At 57.8% G+C, this 20,021-nt stretch carries 22 protein-coding genes; 14 read left to right on the forward strand and 8 right to left on the reverse strand.

Going from position 1 to position 20,021, the window contains the following annotated elements; genetic code table 11:
- Nucleotides 1-316: 316 nt before the first annotated feature.
- From GGD46_RS28765 to GGD46_RS28775, 3 genes are all read right to left on the reverse strand, one after another.
- Nucleotides 317-769, reverse strand: coding sequence for a hypothetical protein (locus tag GGD46_RS28765; RefSeq protein ID WP_184710170.1), 453 nt, complete (start codon nucleotides 767-769; stop codon nucleotides 317-319).
- 88 nt (nucleotides 770-857) lie between these two features.
- Nucleotides 858-2,867, reverse strand: a complete 2,010-nt coding sequence (locus tag GGD46_RS28770; protein ID WP_184710172.1) for a putative bifunctional diguanylate cyclase/phosphodiesterase — start codon at nucleotides 2,865-2,867, stop codon at nucleotides 858-860.
- 543 nt (nucleotides 2,868-3,410) lie between these two features.
- Nucleotides 3,411-3,653 (reverse strand): hypothetical protein, encoded by a 243-nt coding sequence (locus GGD46_RS28775; protein WP_184710174.1) that lies wholly within the window; start codon nucleotides 3,651-3,653, stop codon nucleotides 3,411-3,413.
- A 358-nt stretch (nucleotides 3,654-4,011) separates the two neighbouring features.
- Between GGD46_RS28775 and GGD46_RS28780 the strand changes: the two genes are divergently transcribed.
- Together GGD46_RS28780 and GGD46_RS28785 are read left to right on the forward strand one after the other, a co-directional pair.
- Nucleotides 4,012-5,421, forward strand: a complete 1,410-nt coding sequence (locus tag GGD46_RS28780; RefSeq protein ID WP_184710182.1) for a diguanylate cyclase domain-containing protein — start codon at nucleotides 4,012-4,014, stop codon at nucleotides 5,419-5,421.
- A gap of 282 nt (nucleotides 5,422-5,703) precedes the next feature.
- Nucleotides 5,704-5,922, forward strand: a complete 219-nt coding sequence (locus GGD46_RS28785; protein WP_184710184.1) for a DUF4287 domain-containing protein — start codon at nucleotides 5,704-5,706, stop codon at nucleotides 5,920-5,922.
- A gap of 184 nt (nucleotides 5,923-6,106) precedes the next feature.
- Here GGD46_RS28785 and GGD46_RS28790 read toward each other — a convergent pair whose 3' ends face one another.
- Nucleotides 6,107-6,613, reverse strand: a complete 507-nt coding sequence (locus GGD46_RS28790; RefSeq protein WP_184710186.1) for a hypothetical protein — start codon at nucleotides 6,611-6,613, stop codon at nucleotides 6,107-6,109.
- Nucleotides 6,614-6,991: 378 nt separating this feature from the next.
- Here GGD46_RS28790 and GGD46_RS28795 point away from each other — a divergent pair, with 378 nt between their 5' ends.
- The 7 genes from GGD46_RS28795 to GGD46_RS28825 all read left to right on the forward strand — a co-directional run bounded on the left by GGD46_RS28795 (nucleotide 6,992) and on the right by GGD46_RS28825 (nucleotide 13,439).
- Complete coding sequence (locus GGD46_RS28795; RefSeq protein WP_184710189.1) at nucleotides 6,992-7,201, forward strand: DUF2945 domain-containing protein; 210 nt, start codon at nucleotides 6,992-6,994, stop codon at nucleotides 7,199-7,201.
- A gap of 8 nt (nucleotides 7,202-7,209) precedes the next feature.
- Nucleotides 7,210-7,758, forward strand: coding sequence for a DUF488 family protein (locus GGD46_RS28800; protein WP_184710191.1), 549 nt, complete (start codon nucleotides 7,210-7,212; stop codon nucleotides 7,756-7,758).
- A gap of 330 nt (nucleotides 7,759-8,088) precedes the next feature.
- Nucleotides 8,089-8,574 (forward strand): hypothetical protein, encoded by a 486-nt coding sequence (locus tag GGD46_RS28805; RefSeq protein WP_184710193.1) that lies wholly within the window; start codon nucleotides 8,089-8,091, stop codon nucleotides 8,572-8,574.
- 100 nt (nucleotides 8,575-8,674) lie between these two features.
- Nucleotides 8,675-9,601, forward strand: a complete 927-nt coding sequence (locus tag GGD46_RS28810) for an alanine--tRNA ligase-related protein (RefSeq protein ID WP_184710195.1) — start codon at nucleotides 8,675-8,677, stop codon at nucleotides 9,599-9,601.
- Nucleotides 9,602-9,949: 348 nt separating this feature from the next.
- Nucleotides 9,950-10,936, forward strand: a complete 987-nt coding sequence (locus tag GGD46_RS28815; protein WP_184710197.1) for a GlxA family transcriptional regulator — start codon at nucleotides 9,950-9,952, stop codon at nucleotides 10,934-10,936.
- Nucleotides 10,937-11,183: 247 nt separating this feature from the next.
- Entirely contained in the window at nucleotides 11,184-12,173 is a 990-nt protein-coding gene (locus tag GGD46_RS28820; protein ID WP_184710199.1) for an AraC family transcriptional regulator, read from the forward strand.
- Between the two features lie 57 nt (nucleotides 12,174-12,230).
- A complete protein-coding gene (locus GGD46_RS28825; RefSeq protein ID WP_184710201.1) occupies nucleotides 12,231-13,439 on the forward strand; it encodes an MFS transporter in 1,209 nt (402 codons plus the stop codon).
- 155 nt (nucleotides 13,440-13,594) lie between these two features.
- On the opposite strand, the gene GGD46_RS28830 is transcribed toward GGD46_RS28825, so the two are convergent.
- Nucleotides 13,595-14,503 carry a quinone oxidoreductase family protein gene (locus GGD46_RS28830; RefSeq protein WP_246806497.1) on the reverse strand — a complete coding sequence of 303 codons (909 nt, stop codon included), beginning with the start codon at nucleotides 14,501-14,503 and terminating at the stop codon, nucleotides 13,595-13,597.
- 166 nt (nucleotides 14,504-14,669) lie between these two features.
- Between GGD46_RS28830 and GGD46_RS28835 the strand changes: the two genes are divergently transcribed.
- From GGD46_RS28835 to GGD46_RS28845, 3 genes are all read left to right on the forward strand, one after another.
- Nucleotides 14,670-15,539 carry a LysR family transcriptional regulator gene (locus GGD46_RS28835; RefSeq protein ID WP_210325751.1) on the forward strand — a complete coding sequence of 290 codons (870 nt, stop codon included), beginning with the start codon at nucleotides 14,670-14,672 and terminating at the stop codon, nucleotides 15,537-15,539.
- Nucleotides 15,540-16,001: 462 nt separating this feature from the next.
- On the forward strand, nucleotides 16,002-16,325 hold the full coding sequence (locus tag GGD46_RS28840) for a hypothetical protein (RefSeq protein WP_184710206.1): 324 nt from the start codon (nucleotides 16,002-16,004) through the stop codon (nucleotides 16,323-16,325).
- A gap of 46 nt (nucleotides 16,326-16,371) precedes the next feature.
- Complete coding sequence (locus GGD46_RS28845) at nucleotides 16,372-16,698, forward strand: hypothetical protein (RefSeq protein ID WP_184710208.1); 327 nt, start codon at nucleotides 16,372-16,374, stop codon at nucleotides 16,696-16,698.
- Between the two features lie 6 nt (nucleotides 16,699-16,704).
- Here the strand turns inward: GGD46_RS28845 and GGD46_RS28850 are convergent, their stop codons facing one another.
- The 3 genes from GGD46_RS28850 to GGD46_RS28860 are packed head-to-tail and all read right to left on the reverse strand — an operon-like array spanning nucleotide 16,705 to nucleotide 17,398.
- A complete protein-coding gene (locus tag GGD46_RS28850; protein WP_184710210.1) occupies nucleotides 16,705-16,848 on the reverse strand; it encodes a hypothetical protein in 144 nt (47 codons plus the stop codon).
- Nucleotides 16,849-16,862: 14 nt separating this feature from the next.
- Nucleotides 16,863-17,024, reverse strand: a complete 162-nt coding sequence (locus GGD46_RS28855) for a BON domain-containing protein (protein WP_246806498.1) — start codon at nucleotides 17,022-17,024, stop codon at nucleotides 16,863-16,865.
- A 53-nt stretch (nucleotides 17,025-17,077) separates the two neighbouring features.
- Nucleotides 17,078-17,398: a hypothetical protein gene (locus tag GGD46_RS28860; protein ID WP_184710214.1), complete on the reverse strand. Its 321-nt coding sequence runs from the start codon at nucleotides 17,396-17,398 to the stop codon at nucleotides 17,078-17,080.
- A gap of 677 nt (nucleotides 17,399-18,075) precedes the next feature.
- On the opposite strand from GGD46_RS28860, the gene GGD46_RS28865 reads away from it, so the two are divergent.
- Nucleotides 18,076-19,050: a UDP-glucuronic acid decarboxylase family protein gene (locus GGD46_RS28865; protein WP_184710216.1), complete on the forward strand. Its 975-nt coding sequence runs from the start codon at nucleotides 18,076-18,078 to the stop codon at nucleotides 19,048-19,050.
- Nucleotides 19,047-20,021 (forward strand): UDP-glucose 4-epimerase GalE, encoded by a 975-nt coding sequence (galE, locus tag GGD46_RS28870; protein WP_184710218.1) that lies wholly within the window; start codon nucleotides 19,047-19,049, stop codon nucleotides 20,019-20,021. Before GGD46_RS28865 ends, galE begins: the two co-directional genes overlap by 4 nt.

The raw sequence follows: 20,021 nt of genomic DNA on the forward strand, positions 1-20,021 counted from the left end.
CCATAGCGGATCGGTTCGAATGTCGTAGCCGCCGACAGTGTTGCTCAGCGTTCCGATCTGATCCCAATCAACGGCCATACTTTGATCCCCAGCGCCTCACACCATGGTCGACGTTAAACGCAAATTTGTCCACGCCGCCTAGTTTAAGTGGAAACGGCTGTGCCTCATTTGCAGTTCGACGGTCGCGCCCAAATCAAATGCCGAGCGTCGTCGGCTCCTTCCGCAAACGATACTGCCTTGTTCCTGGGGATCGAAGAAGACGGTGTTGGAAAGATGGTCTCGAGCAATAGAAGACGCAGGTTATCTCCGTGCGATTCTACACGGGCATTGGCTGGAGCCCAAACGCCAGATCCTTCGTGTATATCAAGCCATGAAGCCCAACCGACGTGTCAAATGTAACCACGATATCGCCTTTGACAGGCGCGTCACAGGTCTCCCAATTTGATGCGGCCTCGTCGGCGGCAAGACGACGGATTCTAAGATCAAAAATGATTGAGGCTGCGCTTCCATTCAGCTTTATGCCGGATACTGCGTTCATCAGTAGCGTGACCCGGGCGTGACGGTCGCAAATGAAGCGGCGTTGCCGATCAAGTTTGTCGGCCATCCTGAATGCGCGAATGGCCAGGAGGACACTGCCATTTGCAATTTCCAGGCGCTCCAGGGCGGCATCATGGAATCGGGGACAGAAGCCGAACCAATCTAAAACGGCTTGTCCACCAGTGAGAGAGGCAAAGAGATGTTCGTCATTGTCCCAGTCAGGAGATGACATCGCGGTGCTCCTAAGGCAGTTCATCGCTGCGAGCGACGGCAGTTGGCTTGCCAAGACGCACACTCTGAACGTAGCAGGCCCATGCCAGTCAGGCGACGTCCGCATGGCTGAGTGGAATCGTATCGAGCCCATCAGGAAGGAAGGGCTGCGGGCGACCGAGGAAGTAGCCCTGCGCATGATCTACGCCGATCGTGCGTAGCGCCGCAAGAATTTCGGCGTTCTCGACAAATTCGGCAATCGTTTGGCGACCAGCGAGATGCGAGATCTGATTGATCATTTCGACGGTCATCCGATCTGCCCTGTCAGTCAGCATGTCGCGGACAAAGCTTCCGTCAATCTTCACGTAGTCCACCGGCAGGCGTTTCAGATAGGTTAGTGACGACATACCGACGCCGAAGTCATCCAACGCAAAACGGCATCCCATGGCGCGCATTGCATTCATGAAGGCTATCGCTTCATCGAGGTTTTCGATGGCGCTGGTCTCGGTGATCTCGAAACACAATGCACTGCCTGGTACATGGCTGCGGCTCAACACATCACGCAGAAACGGCAAGAACGTATCGTCCTTCAGGGTCAGGCCGCTCAGATTTATCGAATAGGTACCCGAAGCCATGCCTTTGCGCCGGCCGATAATGTCGAGCGCATGACGCACGACCCAGCGATCGAGAGCAGGCATCAGACCGAAACGCTCAGCTGCGGCAATGAAGGAGGCCGGCGCAAGGATCTTGCCGTTCTCCTCAAGGCGCAGCAGGATCTCGCAATGTTCCACCGCCGCTCCGTTGCTGTCTATCGGCGCGATCTCCTGGGAAAACAATCGGAAACTATCCTCCTCCAGCGCGCGGTGGAGACGCTGCACCCAATTGAGATTGGCGGTAAACTGCGTCTGTGCCGCGTCCGTTGTCTCGAAGATATGGACGCGGTTGCGACCTTTTTCCTTTGCCATGTAGCAAGCGATGTCGGCCGCGCGCAGTGCCTCCTGGAGTGTGAAGCTGCTCTCGGCAAGATGCACCACGCCGATGCTGGCGCTGATCGAATAGCGATGACCATTCCAGACGAAGTCGATCGCTTCGGTGGTCTCGCGCAGCCGCATGCCGATGCGCAATGCGTCCTCCAGAGCGCAGTTCGGAAGCACAATACCGAACTCATCGCCACCAAGGCGGGCGAGCAGATCCGTACCACGGATCGCCCTGCCAAGATCCTGCGAGACGCGGCGCAGCAGCGCATCACCCGCCGCATGGCCACCATTGTCGTTCACCGCTTTGAACTGATCGAGATCGATGAACATCAGCGCATGGCAGGTATCAGGCTGTGCGAGCGCGGTTGCGAGCCGCTCCTCGAAGAGCCGGCGGTTCGGCAGTCCCGTAAGAGCGTCGTGATTGGCGTTGTGGGAGAGTTGCTCCTCAATATAGCGGCGATGCACGAGGAATGTGTTCAGCCGCCAGACGGTCAGCAGAATGAATAGCAGCGCCATTGCCGTATTACCGATGAGGAGTACGGTTTGCACCTGACGCGTCCCCTCCCCCAACCGGTCGGAGAATTGCTTCGTCAGCGGCGTGACGAGCGCGTTGATCTCGTCCAGCTGCCGCGTAAGGTCACGCCGCTCCGCGTCACTCGTTTGCCGGGACGTATCTATTGCCTCACTGATCGGCTGCAACTGCATCAGCACATTCTCGGCCGTGCGCCAGTCGCGGATACAGGCATCCATGATCGGGAGCCAACGAAAATAGCGGAACAGCCAGATGAGGCTCGGGATATCGTCGGGGTGGTTTCCACCGGCAAGGAAACCTCTAAAGGCGGCATCGACGGAGGGCGGCTGGGCCTCCAGCGCACGACGCGCTGCTCGGTCGCCCATCGGAATAGCGATCGCCTCGTGATAGCGCGCAACGAACGAGGGATCGCCGGATGCGACATAGCGGCTGAGGTAGTAAAGCGCATCGTGCTGCCCCTTCGACCACAGGCTCTCACCTGTCACGAAGGCACGCAAGGAGGAGGTAACCTGCAGGCTGAAGGTGGCAAGCACGGTCTGCAGAATAACGATGAGAACGAACGGCCATGCAAGTGTTACTAGACGCAAGCTCGTCCTTGAAGCACCGGTCATGCCCCGCTCCGAGCTCGCGGACGGCGGGCTACCACCCAACCTCGGTTTCCAACTACTGTCGTCCTGTCCAAAGGCCGCCCCTCTCACAGACCCTTTCCCGCGTCTCTCCTGCAAAAGCCGACGCGCTCATATTGGCGATTGGACCATAAGAGCGTAATGAAAGTACTAATATAGTTGCTAATATAATTGGCGTCTCGTAGATTAAACCCCAAAGAATGATGTAAAAATCCTCACGCGTGTCCCATGCCCTCCCGAGGATTGATCGGAGGCTAAGCGTTGCCGACGGCAGATTGATACCGAGCCGATCTCGCGACCAAATCAGCGCTATCGAACAGGATAACGCGTCTCTCTACCTGGCGACGCTGCTCACCAAGGGCGTGATCTGAGCAAGAGCGGCTGGGGCACGAGGAGCGCCAGTTCGTGATCGCGTGCACGGCGCATCTTCGTTCATCGGGAGCGGCTGATCAGTCTCACGTCACCTCAGATGCAGCGGAGATATTCCTTAGGCAGCCGTGCTCCTCGCGTGCGGCAGAGTAACCAGTTTCAGATCGCAGATGCCGTCTGAACGAGTGGTGGCGTGGAAGTCCATTCTTCGATCCAGCCGCTGGCAACCCAACTGTTGAGGGTGATTGCTACTCTGGACACACGACCAGATCTTGATACGACAAGGATGAAGGCGGCATCTGTCTCGCTCCCGTCGACCCCTTTGGAAAGAAGGATGCCTTTTAGGTTCGATAGCTCTGTCGGACGAAGATGAGCTGCAAAGCGGATGCTGAATTCGGTCATCATCGTTCCTGACCACCTAACTATGGTTGGATGCTACTCCGCAGCCTCCATCCGCGCCAGCGTCTTCTATCGCCAGCCAATCACCTCCGGATCGTTCATGAAGCCTCTCTGCCGACCGGCTTGTGCCAGTTACCCCGGCCGCAGCCACTAAGGTTAAGGCAGTGGGGCATCTTTGCCTTCGAGGGTCGGCGCCAATCGCCGGGATTAGGAACGCGCGTTTCATGTCGGAAGCAGCGTGGTGAGCACAGCACGCCAAGCAGGTAATCGTTAACTCCGTCCGGCGAAATTTTCGCAGCGATAACGACCTCGAAATCGGTCCTCTCTACGCTTCGCCCAAAAAGGAGACAGGGGCGCCCTCATGACGACGAACATCAATCAGTTCAAGCTGCTGGGACCAGCTATGATCCTGATTGCGATCCTTATCGTGGGGCTCGCTGCCATTCCTTACTACGGCATGGCCCGCCTGGACGCAGAAAGCCGCGAAAGGCAGGAAGCCCTGGTCGAGCGGAACATTGCGATCTGGATTACCGACGTCGAGTTCGCACTGACCGCCTGGACGATCTGGGACGAGTCCATCACAAAGATCGACAATGCTTTCGATCAGGAGTGGACCGACCGGAATATTGGCAGCTCGCTCATCGGCACGTCGAGAACCCGCTTCGTCGCGATCCTCGATCGGGACGACCGCCTGATCTACTCGAAGACGGCAGATGGGGTCCGCGAACGCCCCTTCTTCAAACGTGACCCACAGGCAATCTTGAGCGACGCAGGTGCGCTGGTCGAGCGCGTCCGAAAAAGGGAGGTCGCGCGAAAGCCAACTGGTATTCCGGCTCCCGTTGCCTTCAGCAAGATCGAGGTGATCGGCAGTGACGCAGTGCTCCTGACCGCAAGCCTTTTCCAGCCCGACTTCAAGACGGCAACACTCGTGGGGAGCCACGCTCCGGTGCTTGTCTCGGCAATACCCATCGCCGGCAGCCTACAGGAATTCCTGGGCGACCGGTTTCTTCTCGACAGCGCAGCCGTCGGACCCCTCGCCTCAGTTGAGCCCGGCCGCGCCTGGGTAGAGATTGCCGGCGGGCCCGGCGGGCAGTCGGAAGTCCTCTCCTGGCTCCCACCGACGCCGGCCCGAGACCTTCTCCATCAATCAATCCCGCTTGCGGCTACGGTAACCTTCGTCCTGATCGCCGGCAGCATTTTCGCGATACGACTGTCGAGGCAGGCGATGACGTCACTGGTGGAATCACAGAATAAGATGCGTCATGCCGCCACGCATGACTTTTTAACGGGGCTGCCAAACCGATCGTTGATCACTCCCGAGTTTCTCAGACTTTCGGCAATCGGCAACATAACGGTCGGTTGCCTAGACCTTGACGGTTTCAAGGGCGTCAACGACAGGTACGGGCACGCGGCTGGCGATGAGCTGCTCAAACAGGTCGCCGGGCGCCTCAGAACTTGGTGCCGGGACGATGATGTTGTGTTCCGGCTGGGTGGCGACGAATTCGCGGTCCTGATGCCATCTATCGCGCCGGGTGGCGCCGAATGGCGCTGCCGCCAGCTTGCCTCGCTGCTGGCAAAACCCTATCCGATTGATGGGATAGAAGTGGCCGTCGGCTCATCTTTCGGAATAGCCGAGGTTTCCGTGCGGACCATTGAAGCCTTCGAGGAAGCACTTAAGGCGGCTGACGAAGCGCTCTACGGAGCAAAGGCCAAGGGGCGCAACCATGTCGTGGTGTCATTGGCGCCGGGATCAATCCGAACGGTCGGATAGCAGCCTCTCACACCTAGGGTGAAGGCGACAGGCCGGCATATACTGCTCTCGCACTCTGGAGCAAGTGGTTTGCATTGATGCAGAGACACAAAGATCTGACCGTGAAACTACGGGAGATCGAAACCAGCTTCTGGCGATGATGGAGAGCACAACCAGATAGGCTAAGGGGAACGGCATTCTTTTGATACCGGTGTAGGATCGATGGCCGCTTGCACGTCAAGAAGTCATCAAGGGCAAACAAGACAGCTGTGACCTTTTCAGCTTCAAAGGAGAGAAGACGCTATGGCAAACGAGAAAATCAAAGGACCTGCTTCCTATTTCCCTTCGATAGAGAAGACATACGGCCGTCCAATCGCCGAATGGCAGGATCTGGTACGGCTACACTATCCAGCTAGGCATATGGAACTGGTCAATATGCTAAAGAGCGAGCACGGCATGGGCCACGGCCACGCGAATGCGCTGGTGGCCTACATGCTCTCGGCGGACGAGAAGGCATCCTGACGGGATATCGTTACGGGTGAACGTGAACGAGATCGGCTTGACGACATATTCGGCCAGACATGCGCAGTTTCGATGGCGGCAATTCGGGCTTTTGAGGTCCGCAGCCTATCCCTTCACAGGCGGGGAAGTTCAAAGAGCGTTCGGAGAGAGGCCTGCACCCGCGGGCCTCTCAGCGCCCGATGCTTTATGCCTTTGGCTTGCGCCCACGCTTCGGCTTTTCGACACTCGCCTCGCCCGACACTTGGCTTGTTTCCGTCGCCTTGACGGTCGCCGGTTTCCGCGTTGCAGCCTTCGCCGCAGGCGCTTTCACCTTTGCCTTGGCGCTATTCAGAAGTGCGGCACGGCGCAAACGGTTTTGCTCGAGCGCCTTCTGAAACGAAACATCGTTGTCGGCATGCTGTGCAAGGTCGTCGAGGAACTCTGCAACTTGTGCCGTGGTTTCGACGACGACATAGCTTAGTCCCTGCCCGGCATCGATCGAATCCCGGCCGATGGTCACGCCAAAGCCGCCGGGGGCGCGCTGAAACCAGGTTGACCGCCATTTGTTGAAGCCGGCGCCGTCGCTCTCAAACTCGGCCAGATAGGCCTTCTGCTCGGCCACTCTGACGCGGAAGGCGTCAACGGCACTGCGCATACCAGCCTTCGGCTTGTCAGACTTCCTCGCGGACCACTTTTCCAAAAAACTCGTCATTATACTCGTCTCTTCCCTTGGTGTTCATCATCAAACGAATTGCGATGTTTCGCGTTGATGAGGCGCCTCCTGCTCCCATCAGCCCGAAGCTATTATAGAATTGCCGTGCCGTGGCAACATCGGGAGCCGCGGCGAATGGGCATTAGTCAAATATGGATTGTCGACTCATTCCTTGCCGATACCGGCGGGGGAGCCTATCCACCCTCTCAGCGGTTGACGGGATACGGCCGGTTCATGAGCCGCAATTGGGTTACGCCTCGAATTGCTTGGGTGGAAACGCCCCACGCGTTGGTGGTATAAAACAACGATGTATCCCATTCGCACCCGCTAGAACATTGCATCATGGATTTGTGTCCGTTGGAATCGGAGGCTAAGCAAATGACGAGACGATTTGCGATCGGCGATCATGTCAGCTGGAATTCCGAAGCCGGCCGGGTGTCGGGGACGATTATCGCCATCCACACCAGCGACTTCGACTATAAGGGCCATAGGCATCGCGCCAGCTATGATCAGCCGCAATATGAGATCAAGGGCGACAAGACCGACCATATCGCCGCCCACAAAGGCAGCGCCCTCGACTATGCATGATGCACCCGATGCCATTGCCATTTTTCACCATCGGCCATTCCAACCGGAGCCTCCCAGCTTTCCTTGGCCTTTTGCGTGAGGCGGAAGTGGAGCGCGTCATCGATATCCGGAAAATCCCGATGTCCCGGGCCAATCCGCAGTTTAACAAGGACACATTATCGACTGCTCTGGCGGATGTTCAGAGTTCCTACGAGCACGTCGCGGCTCTCGGCGGCCTTCGCGGCAGCGCCAAGACATTCCCAACGGCAATGAACGGTCTATGGACGAACGAAAGCTTCCACAACTACGCCGATTATGCGCTGACTGCTCCGTTTCAGGAAGGCCTTCGGCATTTGCTTGAGGAGGGACATAAGCAGCGGTCAGCGATCATGTGTTCGGAGGCCGTCTGGTGGCGATGCCATCGGCGTATCGTAGCCGATTATCTCATCGCCCGCGGCGAGACGGTGTTCCACATCATAGGTCCAGACCGAATTGAGCCTGCCCGAATGACGCCTGGCGCCGTGGCGGAGCCTGATGGAACCGTAACCTATCCTGCCACACCACAAGAGGACATTTGATCGGCCAAGCGATTTTCTCGCTAGTGTCCCGATGAAACGCAAGCGCCCTAAACATTATCGATGGCAGCGCGTGGAATCTTGTGGTTGCGGCCAAATGCATGGCTTTGTTGGCGGCTTTTGGTGATATTCTCGCGCTTCTCGATGCCCACAAACCGGAATAACGTCACAAATATCGCATTGACTGCAACTTCGTTAGCTTGGGCTTGCAAGGTCCTTGAAGACAGTGAGGGCCGAGAGGTCTCAGTGCGTGAAGTGAGAAGCCGTATACTTCTTCCTTAAGTGGAAGTCCGCAACGTCCAACCAACCAACGGTGATTTGAGGGTTTCAGAGATGGTCGTCAAACGTCAACGCCAGTCCCTTTGGCAATTCCTCCTGCTGCCCCTGCGGCTCGTCATCGCCGTGCTTGTTATCATCAGCGAGATCGCCCGACCCGTTTATCGGCCGCTGGTGAACTGGTTCGCCTCGCTTTCTATCGTCAAGCATTTCGGCGAGTTTGTCGGCTCGCTGCCGCGAGGTATTATACTCGTTCTCTTCGTCGTGCCGCTCGCGATTGCCGAGCCGCTAAAGATTTACGCATTGATCATCATTGCCAGAGGCCATGTGATCTCCGGGCTTATCATAATCGCATTGGCATACCTCATGAGCTTTCTCCTGGTTGAGCGCCTCTTCCACGCAGGCCGCGAGAAACTGCTGACCTATGCGTGGCTTAGATGGATCATGGATCGCGTTGAGATTGTTCGAAGCTGGGTCGGCGAATTGAAAGAAAGCGTCGTGATGACGATGCGTGCCTGGCTGCAACGAATGGGCGATAGCTGACCAACCACAATGATCATGTCGCCTTCAAAACTGTCCAAATCAATCATCAAGACTGAGGAAGAAACGGCTTTAGGCGTGTTCAGGTCGAACTTGGCGGCGATTGCCGTTCCCGTCCGACAAGACTATATGTTGTGAAGGCACACGAACAGCAAAGGAGGTTGCCTATGTCATCGCGGGACGCCTGATCCAGCAATATCAACAGTTTTGCCTTTCCAAAGGCATCGACTTCACACGCATTGAATCCGTACAGCCGCACGATAACACCACGCTCTTCTGCAGCGCCGGGATGCAGCGGTACAAGCCCTTCTTCTCCGATCCATCCTACATTGGAACCGTTGCGAATTCTCAGGCCTGCCTGAGAATGGGTGATCTTGAAGAAATCGGGGATGGGACGCATTTCCTCCACTTCACAATGCTTGGGCTCTTCTCGTTTCGAGAAATGGCTGTCGGCGACGCCATTGATTTCTGGCTCGAGTTTCTCGAAACACTCGGCCTAGTACCTGACCATGTCACGATCCATCCGGATCGTCTGGAGGACTGGACGCCGCTTTATCGCGACCGCATTCGCATCGTTCCGGATGAGGAATGCACATGGAGCGACGGCAATGTCAGTGGCTACTGCACCGAGTTCTACAAGGACGGCATCGAGATCGGAAACATCGTCAATCCGCTCGGAACCTGCATTGATGTCGGCTTCGGCGCCGAACGTCTTGATATGATCGTGAACGGGACGCTGCCGGACGATGCTCTGGCCACGCTACGCGATACGGTCTCAAGGATCGTTGCGAGCGGCTATCGGCCGGGAAGCAAGGAGCAAGGCTATGTGCTGCGAAAGCTTCTCCGTCGAGTCCACGTCATCGGCGGAACGCTGGACCATCCATATTTCGCGCAGGAGGTCGAGCGTCAGATGCGACTGCGTTCCAGGTATCGCCGTCTTCGCGACAGACACCCGGATATGAGCCCGGAATGGTGGTTCGACACGCACGGCATCGACGTCGCCGAGATGCGAGAACGCGACGTCGAATGACAGGAAATCGAGCCTCCTGATGGCAAGGGCTGCAGTCAATGCGAACAAGAATGCGCCGGACTTTTGATCCGATCCCGGCGCATTTTTCGTTGCCTCAGGACACCATGCCGTTTGCACCCATGGAAAGCCGGATCTAACGCACATTGCTTACGCCGCGTCACTGAGCGCGGATTGAAATCTCTCGGCCCCTGATCGCCACTGAATGAAGAACGGAGGCGCGTCCGCTTCAAACCCATATTCGGACTGGGCATGGATTATCGGCCACAACACAATCGTCATCGACGCCCGTGATCCCTTGGCTTATGGTTCCAGACAAAACAGAAGAGCTTGACCGGGTGAGGCATTTTGATGAAATCCGCCAAAGATGAAGCAAGACGCGGTCCCTTGAAAGTCGGGTTCATCCTTGCGCGATCATTTACTCTTTCGGCCTTCGCGCTGTTCGTCGATACGTTGAGACTGGCAAGCGACGAGGCTGACAAGTCCGGCCGGGTTCTGGCCGACTGGCAGGTGGTGGGCAGCACCCGGCACCTCATCACATCGAGCTGTGGTGTGCAGGTCGCGCCGACCTCGGATTTTCTCGATCCGCACCAGTTCCACTACATCGTCGTCGTTGGCGGCCTTTTGAACTCCGATGTCACCATCGACAGCCAAACCGCGGACTATCTGAAGAAAGCTGCCGCTCAAAAGGTCCCGCTGATCGGGGTCTGCACCGGCACGTTTATTCTGGCGCGGTTGGGTCTTATGAAGTCGCACCAGACCTGTGTCAGCTGGCTGCACTATCAGGCATATCGGGAACAATTCCCGGGCCATCCGGTTCGTTCTGATCGATTGTTCAACCTTGACCGGAACCGCGGCTCGTGTGCCGGCGGAAGCACTGCGGCCGACATGGCCGCCTTTCTGGTCCGGCGGCACATCAGCAGGGACGCGGAACGCAACGCTCTGGAAGTGCTGCAGATCGAGCGGGCGCGATCCGGGCTGGACATACAGCCGCGCAAGCCGCTCGCCATCCAATGCCAGGACCCGCGCCTCAAGGCCGTTCTGATAGCGATGGAGAGGCATACGGAGGATGTCGTGTCGACCGAGAATCTCGCCGCATCCGTCGGGCTATCGCGGCGACAGCTCGAACGTTTGTTCACGGAGGAGATGAAAACATCTCCCGGAATTGTCTACAAACGCATTCGCATGGAACGCGCAAGACAGCTGGTCCTCCAGACCAAGGCGCCGCTGATCGAAATCGCTCTGGAAGTCGGCTTTGATAGCGCCTCCCACTTTGCTCGGCTCTTCCGCAGGCTCTACGGCCAGTCGCCGACCGAGTTGCGCCGCGCGAATGCGTAATGGGCCTGGATCGAAAGCTACAACAACAATTTCGATATCTTGACCCGTTGTCTCCCCTAGAGGCATCTCTCATTGAGCTGATCAGTATTCTCGGGAACGCCGCAATCGCTGTGCTCTTGATTGGCATTAAACTAGCGTTCCAGCTTTCAGACCTTAAGCCAGAACGCAAATTGCAGTGGCGAAAATCCAGTTGTGCCACCTTGCAAGTCCGCTTGAATCCTGGACGCTTGAGACCTAAATTTGCCAAATGCTTGACCAAACGTCTCGACCGCTGTCGCCGCCGAATATCCCGATGGACGCCTTAAGCGAAGTCCTGCAAGACTTTCGCTTGAGTGGCGTGAACTATGGACGCTGCGAACTCAGGCATCCATGGAGCATCGCCTTTCCGCAGCAACAGCTACTTCGCTTTCATTTTGTCAGCCAGGGTCCGTGTTGGATTCATACTGAAGCCCAGGGATGGCAGGAATTGCACAACGGCGATCTGGTTCTGCTGCCGCAAGGCATCGCACATCGGATGGCCAGCGCGCCGGATGTTGAGGGCGACTGTCTCAAGAGTTGCCATATCACAAGGCTCGGAAGCAATGTCTGCGACGTGGTGCGGGAGGGAACGGGAGCGACCAGTACCCTCTTCTGTGGCTCCATGGCTTTGGGCGCGCATGCGCTTAATCCCTTGATCGCCTTGATGCCGCCAATCATCAGGGGCTGCGATGTGGCCGGCAATGATCCGATCGTCGGCCCTTTGCTGGAGGCTATGTCCGCGGAGGCGACGCAGCCCCAAATGGGGAGCGCGACCGTCTTGTCGCGTATGGCGGATTTGCTTGCAGCGCGGCTCATCCGCTGTTGGGTCAATTGCAACGGGGGCTCGACCACCGGCTGGCTCTCCGCCATCCGTGATCCCCACGTCGGTCGCGCACTAGCGGCCATGCACCGAGACCCAGGCCACAACTGGACCCTTGAAAGCCTCGCCGGCGTGGCGGGCCAATCGCGTTCGATCTTCGCCGAGCGTTTCAACGCCATTCTAGGAGAAGGCGCCGCCCACTATCTAGCCCGTTTGCGGATGCAGCTTGCGCGCGATCTGCTGGGGCAAAACGGCCTGTCCGTTGCCGAAGTCGCGTCTCGTCTGGGCTACGAATCCGAGGCGTCTTTTGCTCGCGCCTTTAAGCGCATCACCAGTGTCTCGCCGGGCGTTGTGCGCCGCACAAGTTCCGGACGAATAGACATGGATTTCGGATTTTAAGACACATACCGTCCGAAATAGTTCGTCTATCACGTATCCCAACGCAAGGAGATACATATGACGGACACAATATCGCAGTTGGACGGGGTAGCCATTGACCCGGATACCCCGGAATTATCCACGTGGAATGCAACGACCTGGTTCGCCGTTCTTTCGATGGCGGCCACCAGTTTTGCTCTGGTATCGGCGGAATTCCTGCCAGCAGGACTGCTGACGCCATTGGCGCACGATCTCAGGATTACCGAGGGAACAGCCGGACAGGTCGTCACCGCGACCGCTTCCGTCGGCGCGGTGACTGCCCTATTGAGCAATGTTCTAATCGGCAGGCTGAACCGTAAAACGGTGCTGGTCGGCCTCAGTGCCTTGGCGATCGCTTCCAATATTCTGGCAGCATTAGCGACGGATTTCTGGTTGCTGCTGTTGGGCCGAGCCGGGCTGGGTATCGCGATTAGCGGCTTCTGGGCACTGTCCGTTGCCGTCGTGGCAAGGCTGGTCGGTGCCAACGCAACAGGCCGGGGTATGGCGATCGTCACCCTCGGCGTCTCGCTCGCCACCATAGCGGCGCCTTCGCTCGGCGCCTTGATCAGTGATTGGCTGGGATGGCGCACCGCAATGGCGATGACCGCCGGCCTTGCCACGCTCGCCATGCTGCTGCAGCTACTCAGCCTGCCAACCCTGCCTGCGAGCACGAGCAACAGTCTCGCCGATGTTTTCCGGCTGACGGGGCGGCGTGCCATTCAGCTGGGGATGCTTGCTATCCTTTTGCTGATGACGGGCCATTTTGCCGGCTCGGTTTATGTGCGCCCCTTCCTTGAAAAAGTGACGCTCCTGGAAACCGGATCAATCGCCCTGGCGCTGCTTGGATTTGGTGTCGCCTCCGTGGTCGGCAATATCGCCGGCGGCCGAATGGCCGATGCCAGTATCCGCCTGGCGCTCGTTGTCACTGCTGCGCTGATGGCATTTGCTGCCCTTGCCTTGGTACTCTGGGGCGCTCAAACCGGCCTCGCGTTCGGCCTGGTCACGCTTTGGGGCTTCGCCTTCGGCATGGCGCCGGTGGTCCTGCCGACCAATCTTTCCCGCGGGGCACCGGACGCTCTGGAGGCAGCCGGCAGCCTGATGGTCGTTTCCTTTCAAGTTGCCATCAGTATCGGCGCGGTTTTCGGTGGCTACATCGTCGACCACTACGGCGCGGTCGCACCCTTGACCCTTACCGCCATCCTGGCTGCATCGACCGTCGCTTTGTCGCTGGCGCAACCTCGCGGCTGATCTTTGCCTATGGATATGAGATATGACGCCGCCGACCATCGTCGGCGGCGTCCCCGAACTCATGCAGTCTGAGCTGCTATCCGAGCGATACAGGCGCAGAGCCACGTCGATCTGGTCGTTCACCGAAGCTCGGCCGCCTTCACCGGATGTGCGACCTAGCGCAGATCAAGAAGCAGTGAGCCTACGGTCTCACCGCTCTCCAATGCGCGATGTCCTTCCGCTGCCGCTTCGAGCGGGAACGTCCGATCGACCTCTACCGAAAGACCGGATCGCAACAGATCAAACACCTCTGCCGCCGCAGTACGATAGCTTTCCCGATCTGCCATGTAGGCGAATACGCTTGGCCGGGCGAGTATCAGGCTTCGGCGCGGCCCGATGTCAGCAAGCGGGATGTCGGGCAGTGTGCCGCTTGCCTGACCGATGCTGGCGATCAGGCCAAACGGCCGCACGCAATCTAAAGTGCGAAGAAGAGTCTCGCCGCCGACACCGTCATAGGCAATATTCACCCCGCGCCCGCCGGTAAGCTCGCCAACCTCGGCGACGAAATCCGCCCGATGCCGATCAATAACCACATCCGCACCCGCTGCGCGCGCCAGTTCGGCTTTGCGCTCGCCTCCTACGACACCGATCACCTCGGCGCCCAAACGCTTGGCCCAGCGAGTGAGAATTTGACCAAGCCCTCCGGCGGCGGCATGGATCAGGAGTGTGTCTCCGCGACGGACGGGCCAGACCCGATGCAGGAGCATGTGTGCGGTTATTCCCCGCAACATGACGGCGGCTGCAGCCTGCTCCTCTATATCGTCGGGCAGGACGATAAGCCGGTCTGCGTTGATGACGCGAGCCTTTGCATAGCCGCCGGCCGGCACGCCAGCCCAGGCCACCCTTTGCCCAATGGCGAGATTTGTTACGCCCGCGCCGATTGCATCGATAACGCCGGCCGCCTCTACGCCAAGGCAGGCGGGAAGCGACGGCAAGGGATACAGTCCGGTGCGGTGATAAATATCGACAAAGTTTATGCCAGCCCAGCTCTGGCGGATGCGCACTTCGCCTGCGCCAGGCTCCAAACCTTCAACTTCTTCGTAGCGGAGGGCTTCTGGGCCTCCGTGAGAGTACAATCTAACCGCTGCCGGCATTTCCGAGACCTCCTTGATGGATAGGTCTTGACAATAAATGTGCATTGATTGTCAGAAAATGCGAGAATATGCGCAGCAACTGTGTATAATAGTTCAGATGGATTGGGATGATTTACGCTACTTCGTCGCGCTTGTTCGGTGTGGCACCTTGTCTGGTGCAGCGCGCCTGGTCGGCGCCGAACACACGACGGTGGCGCGCCGCATTGCCGCGCTGGAGGCTTCCCTTGGCGTGCGCCTGTTTGAAAGAGACGCAAAGGGTTATTCCCTGACCGTCGAGGGTGAGCGCATCGTTGAAGCGGCTTACAGCATCGAGGATGAAATTTTCGGCTTGCAACGGCAATCGGCGTCCGGCCCAAAGGGTATGATTGGGACAGTCCGGATTTCCGCGCCTCCGGTCTTTGCCAGCTCGTTTTTGGTCCCGCGCCTCGCCCCGCTGCGCACGTCGCACCCGGGTATTATTCTCGAGCTTGCCGGTGAATATCGAGCTGTCAGTCTGTCGCGCCGGGAGGCTGATATTGCTATCCGCATGAACCGTCCCGAACCCGCTTCCATCATCGCCCGTCAGATCGGCAAGATCGCCTACGGCCTCTACGGCGCTCGAAACTATCTCGATCACGTCGCCGAGGAATTATGGACCTTCATCGGTTATGACGAAAAGCTTGATCACACCCCGCAGCAGCGCTGGTTACTATCGATAGCCAAGGGACGTCCCTTGGTGTTCCGCACCAATGATCTGGCAAGTTTACGCACTGCGACCATCGCAGGTATGGGTTTGAGTGCCCTGCCGAGGTTTATGGGCGACTCCGAGCCCACCTTGGAGCGGCTACCAATCGATGGGTCGGCCGCGTCTCGGGATTTATGGCTGGCTTATCATCCCGACCTGAAACGATCACCCCGTATACGCCTTGTCGTGGATCACCTTGTTGACACCGTTCGGGAATATAAGGGCCTGCTCGATCCTGATTAGCCGGAGAGTCTCCTATCTCACGACCACTACCCTGTGTCGGCGGGCAATGCTCGGACATGGGGCTAGAGGCCAATGCCCGCACGGCCAGCTCTTGTATTACCGGACAGGCGTGAGACACACGTCGATACCCTTGCGCGCATACTTGAGGACGGCGAACGGCGCGAATAGTCAGCAAGAACATAATAGTGATGCGTTCGCGGTGGCAAAAGCAAGCGATTGATCCGCCGCGGTCTGCAGCAAGTGCCCTATGCTCCTGATCATATCTCCATTCGCCTTCCGACCAATCGGAACAATGCAGACGGGCGGACGTTAGCCCTATGAGGTCGCGGATCGTGCCAAGTGGACATGATGGTGCTGAAGAATATGGAGATTTTTCCGCTTTCTCTCCATAGCCAACGAAACGGCAGCCGAGCTTCCTATCCATCCGATCTGTGGCCCTTTCAATATTCAAGGAGATGTAAAATGGACGAGCGCCTGAAGCTCTACCGTCTGGTTCCGATCGCGGCTGACGACGATCCCAATTGGCTTGGTGCCAAATCGCATGGAGAAGTCCTCGTTGCGGCTCGCACTGCTGGCGATGCTCGCATCGTGGCGACCGAGAGGGAGCTGGACTTCATGGACATCGACGCCGCTCCCGCTGAAGACAAGACAACCAAGATGGCAAGCGTCTTTCGCAACGAGAAACTCTACACCGTTATCGAGGTGAACAATGGCAAGGAATATCACCAACGCGGCGTTATCGATGGTACAATCAGTGTCGACACGATCATTTCGACGCAGATTTGACTGGCCGCGGCATCTGACCAGCGGGACCCTTCCCAGATGTCGTTGCATGCTGCTGGCAACAGCAATTGCGGCAGCCATTACATCGAGCCTCGCAAATGCTCAACAGACACCAAACAATGATCGCTGCAAGGCCACCGACACGACTCAGCAATCGGAAGGCAAGCAGACAGGAAATGGTCAGGCAAGTCCCGCACCGGACAGCAATCCCAGCAAGAAGCTGTCGGACTGTGATGGCGTTCTTAAGCCACCAGCCATTGGTGACAGTCAAATGGAAAAGCCCGCGCCGGATGTCGGCAACACACTCATCATCAAGCCTGACGATAGGCAAAATGGGAAAAATGGTTCAAAGTATAGCCAACAGCCCAGCAAATAGAGGCCATCACGGCTTCGGTTCAGGCTGCTCGATCGGCCCTTTGGTAACCGTCGAGTCCCGGCTGTCGCCAGCGGTGAACGGCTTTATGACAAGAATGGCCAGAACCGATCCGATCATCAGGCAGAGGATGACGATCAGCAGCGTGCGCATATTGACCTTCTCACCTATTGCGACCTGCGGACGGCAAGATTGGCGTCATGTGCGGTGATGCCGTTTGCCTGACGGGAGATTGCCTCCGCCCGTTGCTTTGCTTCATGATTTTCGACGGTCCCTTCGATGATGACGCGCCCATGGCTCACGATTGCGAAGATGTTGGCTGCATCCAATAGATCGTCCTCTTCCAACCTCCGTGCGATCTCCGCGCGAATTGCCGCGTCCGTTATTCCTGATCAGATGTATCGCCATCGTCGAGCGGGTCCTCCCCCGCCTTTTCCGCGCTCGACGTTGTCCCGGCATTAGCAATCTTGCTCATGACGTCCTCGGCGGTACGCTTGCGTTGGCGGTCGGATTCGCCGGAATCTTCACACCGTGCATCGTCAGTTCCGTGCTGCGGTCGGAAACCAGCGGTATCATCCTGCTCTGTCCGTTCAAGCGCAATGTCGCCGGAGCCGCCGGCTGCCTGGTCGAGTGCCTGTTGTGTGCGTGTAGGGCTGGTGCCTGGAGGACTTTCCGTCGTCATCTTGTCGTTGATTTCAGTCATCGCCTTCTCCCATATCTGGACGGCCTATTTGTGTCTCATGGGGGACAACCTCGAGCACGCAGGAATGTTCCGAGCTCGAAGTCCTTAGCAGTTACCGGCTGCGGTCCGATTCCGAGAAAGTGATTTTGCTCCTGATGGGAGTCCGCCGCTGATCCGGTCCATTTTGACGCAATCATTCATCGATAGACCAAGTGATTAGCAAACCCTCGTTGCCCGGAATGCCACTCGGCGGATCCCACATTTTGCCAGCATGATCCGCCGCTCATTTGGCGAGTTCCGTCGGGATGCTGACGTTAAAGATCAAAAGGACGACATGCGGATCTCAAGCGGTTATCGCGCCGAATTGCGTGGAGGAAATATCGTCGACGCTGGCGATTTCGTGTCCGCTGCAAGCTCGCCATAGTACCATCTGGAAAGCGTTCAGGCTTCATCAGACTAAAGTCCGGCCACAGATAGGACCTAGGTCCTAAGAGATAATCTTTGGTCCTATTGCCATGGATTGCCCCAACCTTTGCGCCAGTTGTCTGCGGCGATGGAAGCGGCGGGATATCCGGCCGCTAATGCATGCGGAGAAGGTCGATGAACATGAACGACGTCCTTGAAAGCGGCATCCAAGCCCTGGCACGTACCGATACCCGGGGCCGTAACATCACGCCTTTGGCTGCGAGATAATCGGCATGCAGCAAACAAAGCGAATTCTGGTCACCGGTGGCGCTGGTTTTCTCGGTTCCTTCCTATGCGAAAGGCTTTTGCGGGAGAAACACGAGGTTATCTGTGTCGACAATTTCTTCACAGGACGTAGGAGCAACATTTCCCATCTGCTCGACAACAGGTCCTTCGAAATTATTCGCCACGACATCACCTTTCCCCTCTATGTCGAGGTCGATGAGATCTACAATCTGGCTTGTCCGGCAAGCCCTGTTCACTACCAGTTCGACCCGGTACAGACGACTAAAACCAGCGTCCACGGTGCGATCAACATGCTGGGGCTCGCCAAGCGGGTTGGCGCCAAGATCCTGCAAGCCTCCACCTCCGAGGTCTATGGGGATCCAGAGATCCACCCGCAGCAGGAGAGCTATTTGGGGAGGGTCAACCCTATAGGACCGCGCTCCTGCTATGACGAGGGCAAGCGCTGCGCCGAGACCCTGTTCTTCGATTACTGGCGGCAACACAAACTGCAGATCAAGGTGGCGCGCATCTTCAACACCTATGGCCCAAGGATGCGTCCAGACGATGGCCGCGTCATCTCCAACTTCATCGTGCAGGCGCTGCAGAACAAGCCGATAACAGTTTATGGCAGCGGCCAGCAGACCCGCTCCTTCTGCTATGTCGATGACCTCATTGACGGACTGATGCGGCTGATGGGGACACAAGACGAAGTCACCGGCCCGATCAACCTCGGCAATCCGGCGGAGTTTACCATGCTGGAGCTTGCCAATCTCGTCGTGGAGCTGACAGGAAGCCGGTCGGCGACAAAATATCTGCCCCTGCCCGCCGATGATCCGCGACAACGCCAGCCGGACATTGCTGTTGCGGCACGCGAGCTCGACTGGACGCCGAAGGTTCAGCTAAGAGCCGGGCTTGGCAAAACGATCGCCTATTTCGAGGATCTACTGTCCTCTGACCGCTCGCTCGCGATCGCCGCCGAATGAAGACCGTTTTCGTCACAGGCGGCGCCGGCTATATCGGCTCCCATTGCTGCAAGGCGTTTGCCAAGGCCGGATGGTCGGTCGTGACCTACGACAATCTGTCACGCGGCTGGCATGACGCTGTAAAATGGGGGCCGCTGGTTGAAGGCGACATTGCCGACGCTCGTGCGGTCGCAGCTGCGCTTCGCCAATACAAACCGGATGTGGTCGCCCATTTTGCGGCCTACGCCTATGTCGGCGAATCCGTCGAATTTCCCGAGCTCTACTATCGCAACAACACATTCGGGACGCTGGTTCTCATCGAGGAAATGCTGAAAGCAGGTGTGAACCGGCTGATCTTTTCAAGCACCTGCGCATCCTATGGCATTCCCTCCCATACGCCGATCGACGAGACACATCCACAATGGCCGATCAATCCGTATGGATGGTCGAAGTTCATGATCGAGCGGATGGTGGAGGATTTCTCGCGTGCCCGCGGCCTCAACGCTGTGATGCTTCGATACTTCAACGCGGCGGGCTGCGACCCCGATGGCGAGATCGGTGAGCGCCACGAGCCCGAAACCCATGTCGTTCCACTCGCCATAGAAGCGGCGATCCGATCGGGACGAAGCTTTACCATCAACGGCACCGACTTCGACACGCGCGACGGCACCGCCGTGCGCGACTACATCCATGTCAGCGATCTCGCGCAGGCTCATGTCCTTGGTGGGGAGAAGCTGCTGCGGGATGAGGGCGTCCATGTCTACAATCTCGGGACCGGCAACGGGACGACCGTCAAGGAATTGGTTGATGCCGTCGGCCGCATTTCCGGGCAAGAGCTTGCCGTTGCCTATGGCTCCCGCAGGGCCGGCGATCCACCGGCCCTCGTCGCCGCAGCCGGCAAGGCTGAGGCAGAGCTTGGATGGGTACCCCGCCATTCCAGCATCGACAGGATTATCGAGACGGCGCTTGCTTGGTATCGCAGCCGCATGTGA

Origin of the sequence: Martinezella lusitana (genome assembly GCF_014207095.1) — a bacterium.
Classification (GTDB): Bacteria; Pseudomonadota; Alphaproteobacteria; order Rhizobiales; family Rhizobiaceae; genus Rhizobium; species Rhizobium lusitanum_B.

Bases quoted from the DNA above. Each gene is read 5' to 3' on its own strand.
- GGD46_RS28800 (WP_184710191.1), top strand. From the start codon at position 7,210: ATGCCATTGCCATTTTTCACCATCGGCCATTCCAACCGGAGCCTCCCA.
- GGD46_RS28775 (WP_184710174.1), bottom strand. From the start codon at position 3,653: ATGACCGAATTCAGCATCCGCTTTGCAGCTCATCTTCGTCCGACAGAG.
- GGD46_RS28865 (WP_184710216.1), top strand. From the start codon at position 18,076: ATGCAGCAAACAAAGCGAATTCTGGTCACCGGTGGCGCTGGTTTTCTC.
- GGD46_RS28780 (WP_184710182.1), top strand. From the start codon at position 4,012: ATGACGACGAACATCAATCAGTTCAAGCTGCTGGGACCAGCTATGATC.
- GGD46_RS28805 (WP_184710193.1), top strand. From the start codon at position 8,089: ATGGTCGTCAAACGTCAACGCCAGTCCCTTTGGCAATTCCTCCTGCTG.
- GGD46_RS28815 (WP_184710197.1), top strand. From the start codon at position 9,950: ATGAAATCCGCCAAAGATGAAGCAAGACGCGGTCCCTTGAAAGTCGGG.
- GGD46_RS28835 (WP_210325751.1), top strand. From the start codon at position 14,670: ATGGATTGGGATGATTTACGCTACTTCGTCGCGCTTGTTCGGTGTGGC.
- galE (WP_184710218.1), top strand. From the start codon at position 19,047: ATGAAGACCGTTTTCGTCACAGGCGGCGCCGGCTATATCGGCTCCCAT.
- GGD46_RS28840 (WP_184710206.1), top strand. From the start codon at position 16,002: ATGGACGAGCGCCTGAAGCTCTACCGTCTGGTTCCGATCGCGGCTGAC.
- GGD46_RS28765 (WP_184710170.1), bottom strand. From the start codon at position 769: ATGTCATCTCCTGACTGGGACAATGACGAACATCTCTTTGCCTCTCTC.
- GGD46_RS28825 (WP_184710201.1), top strand. From the start codon at position 12,231: ATGACGGACACAATATCGCAGTTGGACGGGGTAGCCATTGACCCGGAT.
- GGD46_RS28770 (WP_184710172.1), bottom strand. From the start codon at position 2,867: ATGACCGGTGCTTCAAGGACGAGCTTGCGTCTAGTAACACTTGCATGG.
- GGD46_RS28860 (WP_184710214.1), bottom strand. From the start codon at position 17,398: ATGACTGAAATCAACGACAAGATGACGACGGAAAGTCCTCCAGGCACC.
- GGD46_RS28820 (WP_184710199.1), top strand. From the start codon at position 11,184: ATGCTTGACCAAACGTCTCGACCGCTGTCGCCGCCGAATATCCCGATG.
- GGD46_RS28785 (WP_184710184.1), top strand. From the start codon at position 5,704: ATGGCAAACGAGAAAATCAAAGGACCTGCTTCCTATTTCCCTTCGATA.
- GGD46_RS28850 (WP_184710210.1), bottom strand. From the start codon at position 16,848: ATGCGCACGCTGCTGATCGTCATCCTCTGCCTGATGATCGGATCGGTT.
- GGD46_RS28845 (WP_184710208.1), top strand. From the start codon at position 16,372: ATGCTGCTGGCAACAGCAATTGCGGCAGCCATTACATCGAGCCTCGCA.
- GGD46_RS28790 (WP_184710186.1), bottom strand. From the start codon at position 6,613: ATGACGAGTTTTTTGGAAAAGTGGTCCGCGAGGAAGTCTGACAAGCCG.
- GGD46_RS28795 (WP_184710189.1), top strand. From the start codon at position 6,992: ATGACGAGACGATTTGCGATCGGCGATCATGTCAGCTGGAATTCCGAA.